Below are 16018 nucleotides of genomic sequence, written 5' to 3' on the forward strand. Positions count from 1 at the left end.
CCCGCCGCCGGCTCGGGGCCCGTCCGCGTGGACCGGCACCTCGGTCCCGGTCACGAGAGCCGCCCGGCCGGCACGGTGGCGGGCACCGCGGCCACCGGCGTCCCTGTGCGGGCGGCACGGTCGGCGTCGTGGTCCTGCAGGCTGCGGACGGTGAACGGCCCGGCCGTGACCGCCTCGATCGCCTGTACGGCCGCACCGAACTGCTGCACGGTCGTGATGATCGCCTTGTCGGCTGCGGTGGTGGCCGTGCGGATCTCGTAGCCGTCGGCACGGGCACCCTGCCCGCTGGGGGTGTTGACCACCATGTCGACGCTGCCGTCGTTGATGAGGTCGATGATGGTCGGTTCGCCACCGGGACCGCGGCCCTGGGACGCCTTCCGCACCACCGTGGCGTGCACACCGTGGCGGCGCAGCACCGCGGCGGTGCCGCCGGTCGCGAGGATCTCGAAGCCGAGCTCCACCAGCCGGGTGACCGGGAAGACGATCGAGCGCTTGTCCCGGTCGGCCACGGAGACGAACACACGCCCGGAGGTGGGCAGTCCGCCGAAGGCCGCGGACTGGGACTTCGCGAACGCGAGCGGGAACGTCGCGTCGAGCCCCATGACCTCGCCGGTGGAGCGCATCTCCGGGCCGAGGACGGTGTCCACGACGGTGCCGGCCGCCGTCGCGAACCGCTTGAACGGCAGCACCGCCTCCTTCACGGCGAGCGGGGCGTCCAGGTCGACGACCGTGGCGTCCTGCGCGGGCAGCATCCCGCGCTCACGCAGCGACGCGACCGTCTCCCCCGCCATGATCAGCGCCGCCGCCTTCGCCAGCGGCACGCCGGTGGCCTTCGCCACGAAGGGCACCGTGCGCGACGCGCGGGGGTTGGCCTCGATGACGTACAGGACGTCGGAGACGAGCGCGAACTGGATGTTGATGAGCCCGCGCACCCCGACCCCCTCGGCGATGGCCTCGGTGGAGCGGCGGATCCGGGCGATCTCCGTCTCGGAGAGCGTCACCGGCGGCAGCACGCATGCGGAGTCCCCGGAGTGGATGCCCGCCTCCTCGATGTGCTCCATGACCCCACCGAGGAAGAGCTCGGTGCCGTCGTAGAGGGCGTCGACGTCGATCTCGATCGCGTCGTCGAGGAACCGGTCGATGAGCAGCGGTGCCGGACGCCTGGACGCGTCGGAGCCGCCGGTGTGCCCGCCAAGGGCGGAGCGCGAGATGTAGTCGTGCAGACCCGGCTCGTCGTAGACGATCTCCATGCCGCGTCCACCCAGCACGTAGCTCGGCCGCACGAGGACGGGGAAGCCGATCCGGGCGGCGACGGCGTGCGCCTGCTCCGCCGTCGTCGCGGTGCCGAACGCGGGGGCCGGCAGCCCGGCGCGGTCGAGGACGGCGCCGAACGCGCCGCGGTCCTCGGCGGCGTCGATGGCGTCGGGCTGGGTGCCCAGGATCGGGACCCCGGCGTCGGCGAGACGCTGTGCCAGGGAGAGCGGGGTCTGCCCGCCCAGCTGGACGACGACACCGGCCACCGGTCCGGCGGCCAGCTCGGCGTGGTAGACCTCCAGGACGTCCTCGAAGGTCAGCGGCTCGAAGTAGAGCCGGTCGGAGATGTCGTAGTCGGTGGAGACGGTCTCCGGGTTGCAGTTGACCATCACGGTCTCGTACCGCTCCGCGAGGGCCATGGTGGCATGGACGCAGGAGTAGTCGAACTCGATGCCCTGCCCGATCCGGTTGGGCCCGGAGCCGAGGATGATCACGGCCTCCCGCTCGCGGGGCCGCACCTCGGTCTCGGTGTCGTAGGCGGAGTAGTGGTACGGCGTCAGGGCCGCGAACTCGGCCGCGCAGGTGTCGACGGTCTTGTAGACCGGGCGGAGCCCGTAGGCGTGGCGCACCTCGCGGACGGCCTCCTCGCCCAGGCCGCGCAGGCGGCCGATCTGGGCGTCGGAGAAGCCGTGCCGCTTGGCGAGGCGGAGCACGCTCTCGGTCAGGGCGCCGGCGTCGCGGACCTCGGCGGCCACCTCCTCGATGAGCACGAGCTGGTCGAGGAACCACGGGTCGATCGCGGTGGCCTCGAAGAGCTCCTCCACGGTGGCCCCGCCGCGCATGGCCTGCTGGACGTCCACGAGCCGGTGCTCGGTGGGCGTGCGCACCGACTCCAGCAGCGCCGCCACGGTCTCGGCGTCGGGCCGGGGCCCGTCCCAGTGGAAGACGGCGCCGGTCTTGTCGATCGAGCGCATGGCCTTCTGAAGGGCCTCGGTGAAGTTGCGGCCCAGCGCCATGGCCTCGCCGACGGACTTCATCGTGGTGGTCAGCGTCGGGTCCGCGGCGGGGAACTTCTCGAAAGCGAACCGGGGCACCTTGACCACGACGTAGTCGAGGGTGGGCTCGAATGAGGCCGGGGTGGAGCCGGTGATGTCGTTGGGGATCTCGTCCAGGGTGTAGCCCACGGCCAGGCGGGCGGCGATCTTCGCGATCGGGAAGCCGGTGGCCTTTGACGCCAGCGCCGAGGAGCGCGAGACGCGCGGGTTCATCTCGATGACGACGACGCGCCCGGTGCTGGGCTCGACGGCGAACTGGACGTTGCACCCGCCGGTGTCCACGCCCACCTCGCGGATGATCGCGATGCCCACGTTGCGCAGCTTCTGGAACTCGCGGTCGGTCAGGGTGAGCGCGGGCGCCACGGTGATGGAGTCACCGGTGTGCACCCCGACGGGGTCGACGTTCTCGATCGAGCAGACCACGACGACGTTGTCCGCCTTGTCGCGCATGAGCTCGAGCTCGTACTCCTTCCACCCGAGGATGGACTCCTCCAGCAGCACCTCGGTGGTGGGCGAGTAGTGCAGGCCGGCGCCGGCGATGCGGTCGAGGTCCTCGGGGGTGTACGCCATGCCCGAGCCGAGGCCGCCCATGGTGAAGGACGGGCGGACCACCAGCGGGAAGCCGAGGTCGGCGGCGATCGCGTGGGCCTCGGGCAGGGTGCGCGCGATCGCCGAGCGGGCGCTCTCGGCGCCGCAGCGCTCGACGACGCCCTTGAACGCCTGCCGGTCCTCGGCGGCGTTGATGGCGTCGATGGAGGCGCCGATGAGCTCGACCCCGTACTCCTCGAGCACACCGTTCTCGTACAGGGCCAGGGCGGTGTTCAGCGCGGTCTGACCGCCCAGGGTGGGCAGCAGGGCATCGGGCCGCTCCTTGGCGATGATCGTGGCGACCACCTCGGGCGTGATGGGCTCGACGTAGGTGGCGTCGGCCAGCTCGGGGTCGGTCATGATCGTGGCGGGGTTGGAGTTGACGAGGATGACCCGCAGGCCCTCCTCGCGCAGCACGCGCACCGCCTGGGTGCCGGAGTAGTCGAACTCGGCGGCCTGGCCGATGACGATCGGGCCGGAGCCGATGACCAGGACGCTGGAGATGTCGGTGCGCCTCGGCATCAGCGGGCCTCGCTCTCGGTGGTGGGGGCGGTGGTGGTCGGGGCGGTGGTGGTCGGGGCGGTGGTAGCGGCGGCGGTGTCGGGGGTGCGGGCCTCGCCGGTCGCGGCCGGGTTGCCGGAGCCGGCCAGCGGTGCTTCGGCAGGGCCGTCGTCGTCACCGTGGGGCTGGGTCTGCATGAGGCGCACGAACCGGTCGAAGAGGTGCTCGGCGTCGTGCGGGCCGGCGGCGGCCTCGGGGTGGTACTGGACGGAGAACGCGGGGAGGTCGAGTGCCCGCAGGCCCTCCACCACGTTGTCGTTGAGGGACACGTGGGAGACCTCCACGCGGCCGTACCGCCCGTCCTGGTAGGGCGCGACGGACGGCTCGGCCACCGGCGCGTCGACGGCGAAGCCGTGGTTGTGCGCGGTGATCTCCACCTTGCCGGTGGTCCGGTCGAGGATGGGCTGGTTCACGCCGCGGTGGCCGTACTCGAGCTTGTAGGTGCCGTAGCCCAGCGCCCGGCCGAGCAGCTGGTTGCCGAAGCAGATCCCGAAGAACGGCAGCCGGGCGTCGAGCACGCCGCGCAGCAGGTCCACCTCGTGGGTGGCGGCCTCGGGGTCACCGGGGCCGTTGGAGAAGAAGACCCCGTCGGGCCGGTGGGCGAGCACCTCGGCGAGGGTGGTGCGCTGGGGCACCACGTGCACGCGCACGCCGCGGGCCGCGAGCTGCTGCGGGGTCCGGGCCTTGATGCCGAGGTCGACGGCGACGACGGTGGCCACCGGCTCCTTCCCGGCGAACTCCCCCGCCGGCTCGACGACGTAGGCCTCCTCGGTGGAGACCTCCCGCGCGAGGTCGGCGCCGCGCATCTGCGGCGACTCCCGGACGACCTCGAGCAGCACCTCGCGGGCCTGCTCGGTGAGGTGCTCGGCGCCGGCGGGCAGGGCCGCACCTGAGAAGATCCCGGCGCGCATGACGCCCCGCTCGCGCAGGTGGCGGGTCAGCGCGCGGGTGTCGACGTCGCAGAGGCCGACGATGCCCTGCTCGGCGAGCTCGTCCTCCAGCTCCTTGGTGGCGCGCCAGCTCGACGCGCGGCGGGCGGCGTCGCGCACGACGAACCCGGCCACCCAGACGCGCCCGGACTCCGGGTCCTCCTCGTTCACGCCGGTGTTGCCGATGTGGGGGGCGGTCATGACCACGATCTGGCGGTGGTAGGAGGGGTCGGTGAGGGTCTCCTGGTAGCCGGTCATGCCGGTGGAGAAGACGATCTCGCCCACCGTGCGGCCGGTGGCGGCGTAGGCGCTGCCGCGCAGCACGTAGCCGTCCTCGAGCACCAGCAGCGCCGGTGCGCGCACCGCGCCCCTGGGTGCGGCGGTGGTCGGGGTGTTCGTGGCGGGCGCGGTCATCGCGCCACCTCCTCACGCGCCACGGGGGCGCCGTCGAGCACGGTGGCGTGTCCCCGCAGGAACGTCGCCATGACCTGGCCGGGAAGCTCCGTCCCGGCGAACGGGGAGTTGGCGGAGCGCGTCGCCTGGGCGGCGGGGTCCACCACCCGGCGGACGGCGGGGTCCACCAGGGTGAGGTTGGCCGGTTCGCCGACCGCGAGCGGGCGGCCGTGGTCTGCCACCCGGCCGATGCGGGCCGGGGCCTCGGCGAGGACGCGGGCGACGTCGGCCCAGGTGAACCGGCCGGTCTCGACCATGACCTCCTGGACCACGGGCAGCGCCGTCTCCAGGCCCGTCATGCCGAAGGCGCCGGCGGCCCACTCGCAGTCCTTGTCCTCCGCGGCGTGCGGGGCGTGGTCGGTGGCGACGACGTCGATCGTGCCGTCTGCCAGCCCGGCGCGGACCGCCTCGACGTCCTCGGCGGTGCGCAGCGGCGGGTTGACCTTGAACAGCGGGTCGTAGGAGCGGGCCCGCTCGTCGGTGAGGATCAGGTGGTGCGGGGTGACCTCGGCGGTCACCGCGATGCCGCGGGCCTTGGCCCAGCGGACGATGTCCACGGACCCGGCGGTGGACAGGTGGCACACGTGCAGGCGGGAGCCCACGTGCTCGGCCAGGAGCACGTCGCGGGCGATGATCGACTCCTCGGCCACCGCCGGCCAGCCGGCCAGTCCGAGCTCGGCGGAGACGGCACCCTCGTGCATCTGGGCGCCCACGGTCAGCCGGGGCTCCTGGGCGTGCTGGGCGATGACGCCGTCGAACGCCTTGACGTACTCCAGGGCGCGGCGCATGAGCACCGGGTCGGCCACGCACTTGCCGTCGTCGGAGAACACCCGCACGTGGGCGGCGGAGTCGGCCATGGCGCCCAGCTCGGCGAGCATCTCCCCCTGCAGGCCGACGGAGACGGCCCCGACGGGGTGGACGTCCACCCATCCGGCCTGCCGGCCGAGGTTCCACACCTGCTCCACGACACCGGCGGTGTCGGCGACCGGGGTGGTGTTCGCCATGGCGTGCACGGCGGTGAACCCGCCCAGCGCCGCGGCACGGGTGCCGCTGAAGACGGTCTCGGTGTCCTCCCGGCCCGGCTCGCGCAGGTGGGTGTGCAGGTCCACCAGGCCCGGCAGGGCGACGAGCCCGTCGGCGTCGAGGGTGACCAGGTCGATGGACTCCCCGGCGAGGCGGCCGGCGTCGGAGCCGACGGCGGCGATGATCCCCCCGCTGAGGAACAGGTCCGCGGGTGCGGCGCCCAGCGGGCGGGCCCCCCGGATGAGGTAGTCGGTCACAACGCGTTCCCTTCGGTGGCCACCGCGGCGGCCCGGATCTCGGCGGCGGGTGCGGCGGCGGCGTCCCCACCGGCCAGCAGCAGGTAGAGCACCGCCATCCGCACGCTCACCCCGTTGGCGACCTGCTCGATGATGGTCGAGCGGGGCGAGTCGGCGGCCTCGGCGCTGATCTCCAGGCCACGGTTCATGGGCCCGGGGTGCATGACGATGGCGTGGTCGGGCAGGGCGCGCAGGCGGGCGCCGTCGAGCCCGAACCGGCGGTGGTACTCCAGCGGGGAGGGGAAGAACCCGCCGCCGGCGGAGGACATCCGCTCGCGCTGGACGCGCAGCATCATGATCGCGTCGGGGGTGTCCTCGGCGATGGCGGCGTCCAGGTCGTACCGCACCGTCGCGGGCCAGCCGTCGATGCCGACCGGGAGCAGCGTGGGCGGGGCCACCAGGGTCACCCGGGCGCCCAGCGTGGTGAGGAGCTCGACGTTCGAGCGGGCCACCCGGGAGTGGAGGACGTCGCCGACGATCGTGACTCGCGCGCCGGCCAGGTCGGTGCCAGCCGGGGCCGGTGCGCCACCGGGGGTGTGCAGGTGCCGGCGCAGGGTGAAGGCGTCGAGCAGGGCCTGGGTGGGGTGCTGGTGGGTGCCGTCGCCGGCGTTGAGCACCGGCACGCCGATCCAGCCGGAGTGGGCCAGGCGGTACGGGGCGCCGGACGCGGGGTGGCGGATGACCACGCCGTCGGCGCCCATCGCCTGCAGGGTCTGGGCGGTGTCCTTGAGCGACTCGCCCTTGGACACGCTCGAGCCCTTGGCGGAGAAGTTGATGACGTCCGCGCTGAGCCGCTTCGCGGCGGCCTCGAAGGAGATGCGGGTGCGGGTCGAGTCCTCGAAGAAGAGGTTGACCACGGTGCGGCCGCGCAGCGTGGGCAGCTTCTTGATGGTGCGCTGCTGGGTGGTGGCCATGGCCTCGGCGGTGTCGAGGATCTCGACGGCGGCCTCGTGGCTGAGATCGGCGGCGCTGAGCAGGTGCCTCATCGGGCCACCTCCTCGTCGGCCGGGGCGGTGCCGCCGGAGATGGTGACGGCGTCGGGGGCGCCGTCGTCGGTCTCGCTGAGCTGGACGGACACCCGCTCGGCGCGCGACGTCGGCAGGTTCTTGCCCACGTAGTCCGCCCGGATGGGCAGCTCGCGGTGCCCGCGGTCGACCAGGACGGCGAGCTGGACGGCGCGGGGGCGGCCGAGGTCGTTCAGGGCGTCGAGGGCGGCGCGGATGGTGCGGCCGGAGTAGAGGACGTCGTCGACGAGGACGACGACCTTGCCGTCGATGCCGCCCTCGGGGACCGTGGTGGGGCCCAGGGTCCGGGTGGGCTGGCCGCGTAGGTCGTCGCGGTACATGGTGATGTCGAGGGCGCCCACCGGGACTGTGCCCGAGCCCTCGGTCGCTTCGATCCGAGTCGCGATCCGCCCCGCGAGCGGCACTCCGCGGGTGGGGATGCCGAGCAGGACGACGTCGTCGCTGCCGCGGTTGCGCTCGAGGATCTCATGGGCGATCCGGGTCAACGACCGGGAGACGTCCGACTCGGAGAGCACCTGGCGTGAGGCACCGGCGCTCATGGGCATGCTGGCCACAAAGGACCTCCTTCCCCGCCTCACAGGACGGGCCTTAAAGGATGTCTGACGGCGGCGATCGTACATCGCCGCGCAGGTGCCGCCGTCGCCCCGTCCCGGCGCGCGAGACGGATGGCAGCGCGCACGGGCCGTGCGTCGCGGCTGCGGCGCGGACGCGCCCGGCGTCGCGGCTGCGGCGCGGGCGCAACCGGCGCGGCTACTCAGCCCAGCAGGGTGGGCTTGAGCTCGAGGAGCCGGCCGAGCAGGCCGTTGACGAAGGCGGGCGAGTCGTCCGTGGAGAGCTCGGCGGCCAGTGCGACGGCCTCGTCGATGGCGACGGCGTCCGGGACGTCGTCGTTGTGGAGCAGCTCCCACGTGCCCAGGCGCAGGATGCACCGGTCCACGACCGGCATTCGCTCGAGTGACCAGCCTTGCGAGTAGGTGCTGAGCAGCTCGTCGATCTCGGCGCGGTGGGCGGCCACCCCGCGGACGATCTCGCCGGCGTAGGGCGGGAACGGGCCCTGGGCGACGGTCACGAGCTCACGCTCGGCGAGGAGCGCGAGGAGGTCGTCGGCCGTGTCGTCACGGCCCTTCTGGTCGGCCTCGAAGAGGACGTCCAGCGCCCGCCGGCGGGCCTTGCTACGTGCGGACACCGGGGTCCTTCCTGTGCGTGGGCGGGTGCCCGGGGTTGCGGTGGCCGTGAGTGGGTGCCGGCGTCCGGCGGGCCCGGCCCCCGCGTGGGGAGCCGGGCGCCAGCGTCAGCTGACGCGGCCGAGGTAGTCGCCGGTGCGGGTGTCGACCTTGACCTTGGTCCCCATCTCCAGGAACAGCGGCACCTGGATCTCGTAGCCGGTCTCGACGGTGGCAGGCTTGGTGCCGGCCGAGGAGCGGTCACCCTGCAGGCCGGGCTCGGTATACGTGATCTCCAGGACCACGGAGGCGGGCAGCTCGACGAAGAGCACCTGCCCCTCGTGCATCGCCACGATGGCCTCCTGGTTCTCGAGGAGGAAGTTCGCGGCGTCGCCCACGGTCTCCGCCGAGATCGGCAGCTGCTCGTAGGTGGAGGAGTCCATGAAGACGAAGTCGGTGCCGTCCTTGTACAGGTACTGCATGTCGCGACGGTCCACCGTGGCGGTCTCCACCTTGACACCGGCGTTGAAGGTCTTGTCGATGGTCTTCCCCGACAGGACGTTCTTGAGCTTGGTGCGCACGAAGGCGGGGCCCTTGCCGGGCTTGACGTGCTGGAACTCCACGACGGACCAGAGCTGTCCCTCGAGGTTGAGCACCAGGCCGTTCTTCAGGTCGTTGGTCGAAGCCACAGTTGTCGAGCCGTTCGTCGTCGGGATGTGTGATGCCGGCTGGCCGGTCATGGGCCGTGTGCCGAGCGCCCGTCAGGATACCGCGCCTAGCGTCCGGCAGCCGAAGCCACTGTGCACCCCCCGGCCGAATGCGCGGTACGGCACAACACCCAGCACATGAGCGATGGGCTTATACCGAACATGCGATCAGCGCTAGGCTAATGCTTTCAGGTAGACGACCGCGGCGGCCGCCAGCGCCCAGCTCGCGAGGCTGCCGATGAGGAACTCCTCGGCCTTGGAACCTGACCGGCGGTCCTCGGAGATCTCCGGGAACCGGACGATCCCCTTCGCTGCGAGCACCGCCGCGATGATGGCCTGCGCGCCGCCGAGGGCGAGCAGCACGATGAGCAGGCGCTCGAGCGGCCCGATGAGGCGGCCACCGCGCAACGTCGCGCCGTGAGCTTCCGGATGTGCCGGGGGCTCGACCGAGCCGACATGCTTTCCTCGGATCCGAAGCTCCCACCTCCGAGGGGCGGCTGGCACCGTCTGGGCGTCGTCCTGCAGTGCCCGCCCGAGGGCTGCCCGGGCGACGATGTTGCCGCTGACCGTCAAGAAGACCGTCACGGCCACCGCGGCGACGACGCTCGAGAGGGAGACGCTCCCCAGGACGTCCAACCGCGTGTCCGCGTAGAGGTCGGCGAGGAAGCCTTGCTCGTCCGCGGCGGCACCGTAGCTCGCGCCGACAGCGACGAGGACGACCAGGATCACGGCGGGCCACAGCCTGCGCGGCCGAGGCCCGTCGTCCACCGGCATCAGGAACACCCAGACCGCGGCGAGCACGAGGCAGGACAGGACAGAGAGCACGGCCAGGCCGAGGCCCCAGACGCCGAGGCCGGCCAGGACCAGCCACGACAGCCCCACGGCAGCCAGGAGGACCCCGCGCGGCCAGCCGACGGAGCGCACCGCGTCGGTGGTGCCGACCAGCAGGAGCAGGAACGAGGCGATCATGACGTGCCCGGCTCCTGCATCGCGTGGTGCCCGGCGAGCAGGGCGGCCCCGCCCGAGCGTCGCAGGCTCTGGGACACCGCGGACTGGGTGATGCCTTCGGCCCCAGCGATCTCGGCCTGCGGCTGCCCCAGCAGGCTGCCCGCCGTGACTCGCCGCTCCCGGGGCTTCATGGCGCTGATCAGGTGGTCGCGCATGAGCAGGTAGGAGTTGACGACGCCGTCCTCGGCAGGCCGGTCCGCTGACATGAACCACGACCTCAGGTAGGGGTTGGTGGCCTTCTCTCGCCGGTGTGCCTCGTCGATCGCGTCCCGGGCGCACCACCACGCGGAGCCGTCCTGGATCGGGCCGGTCGCCCCCTCCCCCACGTCCTGGATCTCGCCGGCGCCGAGGCCGAACCGGCAGTCGATCTGCTCGGGGAGCAGCAGCCGACCCATCGTGGTCGCCATCAGCGCGTCGGAGAGGTGGGCGAACACTGCCTGGAACTCGTCGCCCACGGTGGGCCACAGCGGCTGCTCGAAGTCGACGACGCGCGCGATCGCGCGGAAGGTCTCCTCGATGCGCTCCTGGGCCGCCTGCCGGTCGGGCAGCTCCCGGGAGCGGACGATGTCGACGATGAGCCCAACCGGTCCGAACTCCACAACATAAGTGTAACGCTTATTTCCACGCTCATATAAGCTTTTTGTCGAACAACTTGCCTACTGCGTCGACCACCTTGTCGATGCCGAGGCCTGAGGTGTCGATCACGGCCGTGGCGTGTCGGGCGTACAGCGGTCGGCGTTGCTCGGCCATCGAGGAGAACTGCGCCCGGGGGCTGCCCAAGGTCACGGTGCGGGGGGCGTTCAGCCCTACCCGGGGCATGCCGGCGGCGAGCGAGACGTCGAGGAAGACGACTGTGCCGCCCTGAGCGCGGTACTGCTCGAGCAGCGCGGTGCCGCCCTCGACGGCGCCGCTGCCCAGCACGAGGATGCCCGGGTGGGCGAAGGCCTCGGCCACCACGGCGTGCTCCAGCTCGCGGAAGCGCTCCTCGCCGACGTCGATGAACAGCTCGCCGATGCTCCGGCCGGCCTGCTCGGCGAGCACGGCGTCGGTGTCCGTCATGGGGACACCCAGCCCGGCAGCGAGCCGCTCCCCCACGGTGCTCTTCCCCGAGCCAGGCGGCCCGACGAGGACGAGGGCGGGAGCGTCTGCCCCGTCGGACGGCGTGACGGGGCGGTTCTCGGTCGGCGTGCTCACCTCGGCACCGTAACCGCCCGGCGGGCTCGGGTGCGCGTGCGACCCTCAGGCGGACGCGCGCACGCGGGCGTAGGCCTGCTCGAGGTGGGCGAGCTCGGGGGCCCGCAACACGGTCGGCCGCCCGATGTCCTCGAGCAGGACGAACCGCAGGGCGTTGCCGCGCACCTTCTTGTCGTGGGTCATCGCCTCGAGAAGCTCGGGCCAGGTCCCGCCTTCGTAGCGCACCGGCAGGCCGACCATCGTCAGCAGCTCGCGGTGCCGCTGCACGCCAGCGGCGTCGAGGATGCCGGTGGCGTGCGCGAGCTCCGCGGCGAAGACCATCCCGACGGCGACCGCATCACCGTGGCGCCATCGGTAGCCCTCGGTGCGCTCGATCGCGTGGGCGAAGGTGTGCCCGTAGTTGAGGATCTCCCGCAGCCCCTGCTCGCGCAGGTCCTCGGAGACCACGCGCGCCTTCACGGCCACTGCGCGCTCGACGAGCTCCCGCAGGACGGCAGAGCCGGGGGTGCGGGCGCCTGTTCCGCCGTCGGCCTCCACCAGACGGAGGATCTGGGGATCGGCGATGAACCCTGCCTTGATCACCTCGGCCAGTCCGGCGCGCAGGTCACCCGCGGGCAGGGTCGCCAGTGTGGTGAGGTCGCACACCACACCGGCGGGCGGGTGGAAGGCGCCCACGAGGTTCTTCCCGGCCGCGGTGTTGATGCCGGTCTTGCCGCCCACCGCGGCATCGACCATCGCCAGGAGCGTGGTCGGCACGTTGACGAGCCGTACGCCCCGCAGCCAGGAGGCCGCCACGAAGCCGGCCACGTCCGTGGTCGCGCCGCCGCCGAGGGCGACGACGACGTCCTCGCGCCCGAACCGCTCGGTACCGAGCAGGTCCCAGCACTCGGCGACGACGTCGAGGGTCTTGGCCTGTTCGGCGTCGGGGATCGTGTGGCGCATGGCGGTGCGGCCGTCCCCCTCCAGGGCTGTCCGCAGTGACTCGGCGCGGTCGGTCAGCGCACCCGGGTGGAGCACCAGCACGCGCGTGGCGTCGGGGCCGACCATGGCGGCGACCTCGGCGTCCAGGTCGCGGCCGACGACGACGTCGTACCCGGCCGGGCCGCTGACGTGGATGCGGGCCAAGGCGCCCCCGCGGGCGGCGAGCGCCTGCAGGATCTGGGCGGCGACCTCCGCGGGCCGCCGGTCGGTGGTCACGCACACCGTCGTCGCGACGGCCTCGTAGACGGCGCGACGCTCGCGCATCAGCGCGTCGAACTTGCCTGACGGGTCGCCCGCGAGCAGGGGACGATTGCCCGAGCGGCCGACGCGACGGACGGCCTGGCGGGTGTCGACGTCGAGGAAGACCACCATGTGGTCCCGTAGCGCCTCCCGGGTGGCGGGGTCCATGACCGCGCCGCCCCCGAGCGCCAGCACCCCGGTGTGCCCGGCCAGCTCCGTGGTGACCGCCCGGTGCTCGAGCGCCCGGAAGTGTTCCTCCCCGAGGGTGCGGAACAGCTCGGGGATGGTGGTCCCGGCGGTCTGCTCGACGGCCTCGTCGGTGTCGTGGAAGTCCACGCCCAGCTTGCTGGCGAGCAGCCGGCCGACGGTGGTCTTGCCCGCGCCGGGCGGACCGACGAGGACGACGACGGGACGGGTGGAGGAATGGCTGGGCACAATCCCACGCTACCGAAGTGCCCGCATGGTGGAAGCAGAGGTCTCAGGCGGTAGGACGGTGGAGATGCGCCACCGTCCGGGCGACCTCGGCGCATGTGCGGGGTGGCTCAGCGCATGTGCGCCGGGATCGCCTCGAGGTAACCCCGCAGGTTTCGGGCGGACTCGGCCACCGAGTCCCCGCCCACCTTCTCGAGCAGCGCCTGCGCGAGAACGAGGGCGACCATGGCCTCGGCGACGACGGCGGCCGGCGGCACGGCGCACACGTCGGAGCGCTGGTGGATGGCCTGGGCCACCTCCCCCGTACTGACGTCGACGGTGGCGAGGGCGCGGGGCACGGTGCTGATGGGCTTCATCGCGGCACGCACCCGCAGCACCTCGCCGTTGCTCATGCCGCCCTCGGTGCCACCGGCGCGGTTGGTCCGGCGCCGCAGCCCCTCGGTGCCGGGGACGATCTCGTCGTGCGCCGCCGAGCCGCGGCGGGCGGCGGTGCGAAAGCCGTCGCCGATCTCCACGCCCTTGACGGCCTGGATGCCCATGATCGCCCCGGCGAGCCGGGCGTCCAGGCGCCGGTCGCTGGACACGTGGGAGCCCAGGCCGGGCGGCAGGCCGTACGCGAGCACCTCCACGACGCCGCCGAGGGTGTCGCCGTCCTTCTGGCACTGGTCGATCTCGTCGACCATCGCCGCGGAGGTGGCGGCGTCCAGGCAGCGCACGGGGTCGGCGTCGAGCGCGGCGACGTCGTCCGCGCCGGGCAGGGGGGCGTCGTCGGGCACCGCGACCGGTCCGATCGCGACCACGTGGGAGACGAGGCGGACGCCGGCGACCTGATCGAGGAGCGCGGCGGCCACCGTGCCGAGGGCCACCCGGGTGGCCGTCTCGCGTGCGCTGGCACGCTCGAGGATGGGCCGGGCGTCCTCGAGGTGGTACTTCTGCATGCCGACCAGGTCCGCGTGGCCGGGCCGCGGCCGGGTCAGGGCGCGGTTGCGGGCAATCTCGCGCTCGTCGCCGGTGCCGGCGTCGACGAGGAGCGCCTCGCGTGGGACCGGGTCGGCGGACATCACGGTCTCCCACTTGGGCCACTCGGTGTTGCCGATCTCGACCGCGACGGGCCCGCCCATGGTGCGGCCGTGGCGGACGCCGCCGAGCAGGCGCACCTCGTCGCGCTCGAACTTCATGCGCGAGCCACGGCCGTGCCCCAGGCGGCGGCGGGCCAGGGCGTCCTGGATCTCCTCGGTGGTGACGGCCACCCCGGCCGGCACCCCCTCGAGGATCCCGACGAGGGCCTGGCCGTGCGACTCACCTGCGGTCAACCATCTGAGCATGGCTGCGATCCTGCCATGCCGGTCCGACATGCCCCCGCGGCGTCCACCGGAGGTCCGGGTTCGTCAGCGGCTCACTCCCACGAGCGAGACCGCCCCAGTGCCGCCGCCGGCTATCAGCGCGGTGACCACGGCGGCGCCGAGCAGCATCCACGGCCCGAACGCGATCGCCGTCGTCCGGGTGGCCCGCCGGGTCACGAGCAGGCCGACGGCGTACACGCCACCGAGCACAAAACCGGCAAGCACGCCGGTGAGCGCGGCGGACCACCCGAACCAGCCCAGCCAGAGCCCGAGCAAACCTGCGAGCTTGACGTCGCCGAGGCCGAGGCCGCCGGCCCGGAGCAGAGCCAGCACGAAATAGGCCACCAGGCACACCGCGCCGGCGGCCACAGCGCGGCCGAGCGGCGCCCACCCGCCGCCGGTGGCGGCGGCCAGGACGAGCAGGAGAAGGGCGCCGAGCGTCCCGGCGCCGACGAACCGGTTCGGCAGGCGGTGGGTGCGCAGGTCGACGACGGTGAGGAACGCGGCCACCAAGGCCAGCCATCCGCCGGCCGCGGCGACCGCCGCACCGTGCGGCATCAGGGCCCAGAACGCGGCGACGGCCAGGACCAGCCCGACGGCCACCGCCGCGTACCCGGCGGTGGCGAGGTCTTCGCGCAGCGACGGGCTGGGCGCCGGGGATGCCTCGGTCGGGGAGCCCGCCCTGGTGGGCGAGCCCAGGTCGGTCTGCGTGCCCGCCTTCTCGTCCCGCACCGAGCGGTCCCGGCTGGTCATCGCTGCGGCAGGTCGAACGGCGGCGGCGGCGCCGGCACGGCGCCGCCGGCGGCGGCGCGGCGCGCGAGCTCGGCGAGCAGGCCGGTCCGCATGGCCTCGACATCGGGCACGCGGCCGGTCATGAGCCGCACCTGCGCCTCGGCCTGGTGCAGGAGCATGCCCCAGCCCGGGGCCACGGTGCCGCCCGCCCCGCTCCACGCCCGCACGAGCGGTGAGGGCCAGGGGTCGTAGACGACGTCGAGCAGCACCCTGTCGGTCAGACCCTCGGGTCGCGCCTCCCCGGCCACGAGCGCGGTCAGTGCCGCGGCAACCGGGTCGGCGACCCCGGCGGGCACCGTGGAGATCACGAGGTCGGCGTCGCGCAGCACCGCGGCGACGTCCTCCGACCTCGACCACGGCAGGTTGGTGGTGGTCAGCCCCATCTTGTGGGCGGCGGCCGCGGCGGAGCCGGGGCCGGCGAAGCTGCGCGCCACGAGCGTGGGGCTCGTGCAGCCGAGCTCGCCGAGTGCGGCCAGGGCGGAGGACGCCGTCGCCCGGGCGCCCAGGATGACGCCGCGCTCCGGGCGCCACCCGGGCGGGGCGGCCTCACGGACGGTGGCGACGATGCCGTGCACGTCGGTGTTGAAGCCCACCAGCAGCCCGGTACCCGCCCGGGCGGGCTGGACCACCAACGTGTTGACGGCGCCGGTCACGTCGGCGAGCGGGTCGACGACGTCGAGGAGCGGGAGGACGGCCTGCTTCAGCGGCATGGTGAGCGAGAGTCCCGCCCAGGTGCCGTCGAGCTGCTCGACCACGCCGGGCAGCTCCGCCGCGGTCACGTCCTGCAGGCCGTAGGCCCAGGTCGTGTCGAGCCCGAGCTGGGCATAGGCGCTGCGGTGCAGCGCGGGTGAGAGCGAGTGCGCCACCGGGTGGCCGAGCACGGCGGCGCGCCGTTCGACGCCGGGGGCGGACAGGTCCTGCCCGCCCAGCACGTCGTCCACCCGCGACATCCTCGCTCCGTTCATTTGGCTGCA

14 protein-coding genes are annotated in these 16018 nt (G+C 73.3%); all 14 read right to left on the minus strand.

Features of this window, described 5'->3' with window-relative positions:
• Positions 1–50 precede the first annotated feature (50 nt).
• The 14 genes from carB to FE374_RS10010 all read right to left on the minus strand — a co-directional run bounded on the left by carB (position 51) and on the right by FE374_RS10010 (position 15994).
• A complete protein-coding gene (carB, locus tag FE374_RS09945) occupies positions 51–3419 on the minus strand; it encodes a carbamoyl-phosphate synthase large subunit (RefSeq protein ID WP_139928681.1) in 3369 nt (1122 codons plus the stop codon).
• Positions 3419–4801: a glutamine-hydrolyzing carbamoyl-phosphate synthase small subunit gene (carA, locus tag FE374_RS09950; RefSeq protein WP_139928683.1), complete on the minus strand. Its 1383-nt coding sequence runs from the start codon at positions 4799–4801 to the stop codon at positions 3419–3421. Before carA ends, carB begins: the two co-directional genes overlap by 1 nt.
• The gene (locus FE374_RS09955; protein ID WP_139928685.1) at positions 4798–6120 is read right to left on the minus strand and encodes a dihydroorotase; all 1323 of its coding nucleotides are present in this window, start codon (positions 6118–6120) and stop codon (positions 4798–4800) included. Before FE374_RS09955 ends, carA begins: the two co-directional genes overlap by 4 nt.
• On the minus strand, positions 6117–7145 hold the full coding sequence (locus FE374_RS09960; protein WP_139928687.1) for an aspartate carbamoyltransferase catalytic subunit: 1029 nt from the start codon (positions 7143–7145) through the stop codon (positions 6117–6119). Before FE374_RS09960 ends, FE374_RS09955 begins: the two co-directional genes overlap by 4 nt.
• Complete coding sequence (gene pyrR, locus FE374_RS09965; protein WP_230978567.1) at positions 7142–7729, minus strand: bifunctional pyr operon transcriptional regulator/uracil phosphoribosyltransferase PyrR; 588 nt, start codon at positions 7727–7729, stop codon at positions 7142–7144. Before pyrR ends, FE374_RS09960 begins: the two co-directional genes overlap by 4 nt.
• 209 nt (positions 7730–7938) lie before the next feature.
• Positions 7939–8370, minus strand: a complete 432-nt coding sequence (nusB, locus tag FE374_RS09970) for a transcription antitermination factor NusB (protein WP_139928689.1) — start codon at positions 8368–8370, stop codon at positions 7939–7941.
• A 105-nt stretch (positions 8371–8475) separates the two neighbouring features.
• On the minus strand, positions 8476–9036 hold the full coding sequence (gene efp / locus FE374_RS09975; protein WP_139928691.1) for an elongation factor P: 561 nt from the start codon (positions 9034–9036) through the stop codon (positions 8476–8478).
• Between the two features lie 192 nt (positions 9037–9228).
• Positions 9229–10023: a hypothetical protein gene (locus FE374_RS19530; protein WP_223173502.1), complete on the minus strand. Its 795-nt coding sequence runs from the start codon at positions 10021–10023 to the stop codon at positions 9229–9231.
• The gene (locus FE374_RS09985) at positions 10020–10661 is read right to left on the minus strand and encodes a SatD family protein (protein ID WP_139928693.1); all 642 of its coding nucleotides are present in this window, start codon (positions 10659–10661) and stop codon (positions 10020–10022) included. The genes FE374_RS19530 and FE374_RS09985 overlap by 4 nt, the downstream gene beginning before the upstream one ends.
• 28 nt (positions 10662–10689) lie before the next feature.
• On the minus strand, positions 10690–11256 hold the full coding sequence (locus FE374_RS09990) for a shikimate kinase (protein ID WP_139928695.1): 567 nt from the start codon (positions 11254–11256) through the stop codon (positions 10690–10692).
• A 45-nt stretch (positions 11257–11301) separates the two neighbouring features.
• A complete protein-coding gene (aroB, locus tag FE374_RS09995; RefSeq protein ID WP_139928698.1) occupies positions 11302–12912 on the minus strand; it encodes a 3-dehydroquinate synthase in 1611 nt (536 codons plus the stop codon).
• Positions 12913–13019: 107 nt separating this feature from the next.
• Entirely contained in the window at positions 13020–14234 is a 1215-nt protein-coding gene (aroC, locus tag FE374_RS10000; protein WP_139928700.1) for a chorismate synthase, read from the minus strand.
• A 63-nt stretch (positions 14235–14297) separates the two neighbouring features.
• Entirely contained in the window at positions 14298–15005 is a 708-nt protein-coding gene (locus FE374_RS10005; RefSeq protein ID WP_230978235.1) for a prepilin peptidase, read from the minus strand.
• Complete coding sequence (locus FE374_RS10010) at positions 15002–15994, minus strand: shikimate dehydrogenase (protein WP_139928702.1); 993 nt, start codon at positions 15992–15994, stop codon at positions 15002–15004. The genes FE374_RS10005 and FE374_RS10010 overlap by 4 nt, the downstream gene beginning before the upstream one ends.
• Positions 15995–16018 lie beyond the last annotated feature (24 nt).

It is taken from the genome of Georgenia yuyongxinii, assembly GCF_006352065.1.
Classification (GTDB): Bacteria; Actinomycetota; Actinomycetes; order Actinomycetales; family Actinomycetaceae; genus Georgenia; species Georgenia yuyongxinii.

Bases quoted from the DNA above. Each gene is read 5' to 3' on its own strand.
- carB (WP_139928681.1), bottom strand. From the start codon at position 3,419: ATGCCGAGGCGCACCGACATCTCCAGCGTCCTGGTCATCGGCTCCGGC.
- carA (WP_139928683.1), bottom strand. From the start codon at position 4,801: ATGACCGCGCCCGCCACGAACACCCCGACCACCGCCGCACCCAGGGGC.
- FE374_RS09960 (WP_139928687.1), bottom strand. From the start codon at position 7,145: ATGAGGCACCTGCTCAGCGCCGCCGATCTCAGCCACGAGGCCGCCGTC.
- pyrR (WP_230978567.1), bottom strand. From the start codon at position 7,729: ATGCCCATGAGCGCCGGTGCCTCACGCCAGGTGCTCTCCGAGTCGGAC.
- FE374_RS19530 (WP_223173502.1), bottom strand. From the start codon at position 10,023: ATGATCGCCTCGTTCCTGCTCCTGCTGGTCGGCACCACCGACGCGGTG.
- aroC (WP_139928700.1), bottom strand. From the start codon at position 14,234: ATGCTCAGATGGTTGACCGCAGGTGAGTCGCACGGCCAGGCCCTCGTC.
- FE374_RS10005 (WP_230978235.1), bottom strand. From the start codon at position 15,005: ATGACCAGCCGGGACCGCTCGGTGCGGGACGAGAAGGCGGGCACGCAG.
- FE374_RS10010 (WP_139928702.1), bottom strand. From the start codon at position 15,994: ATGTCGCGGGTGGACGACGTGCTGGGCGGGCAGGACCTGTCCGCCCCC.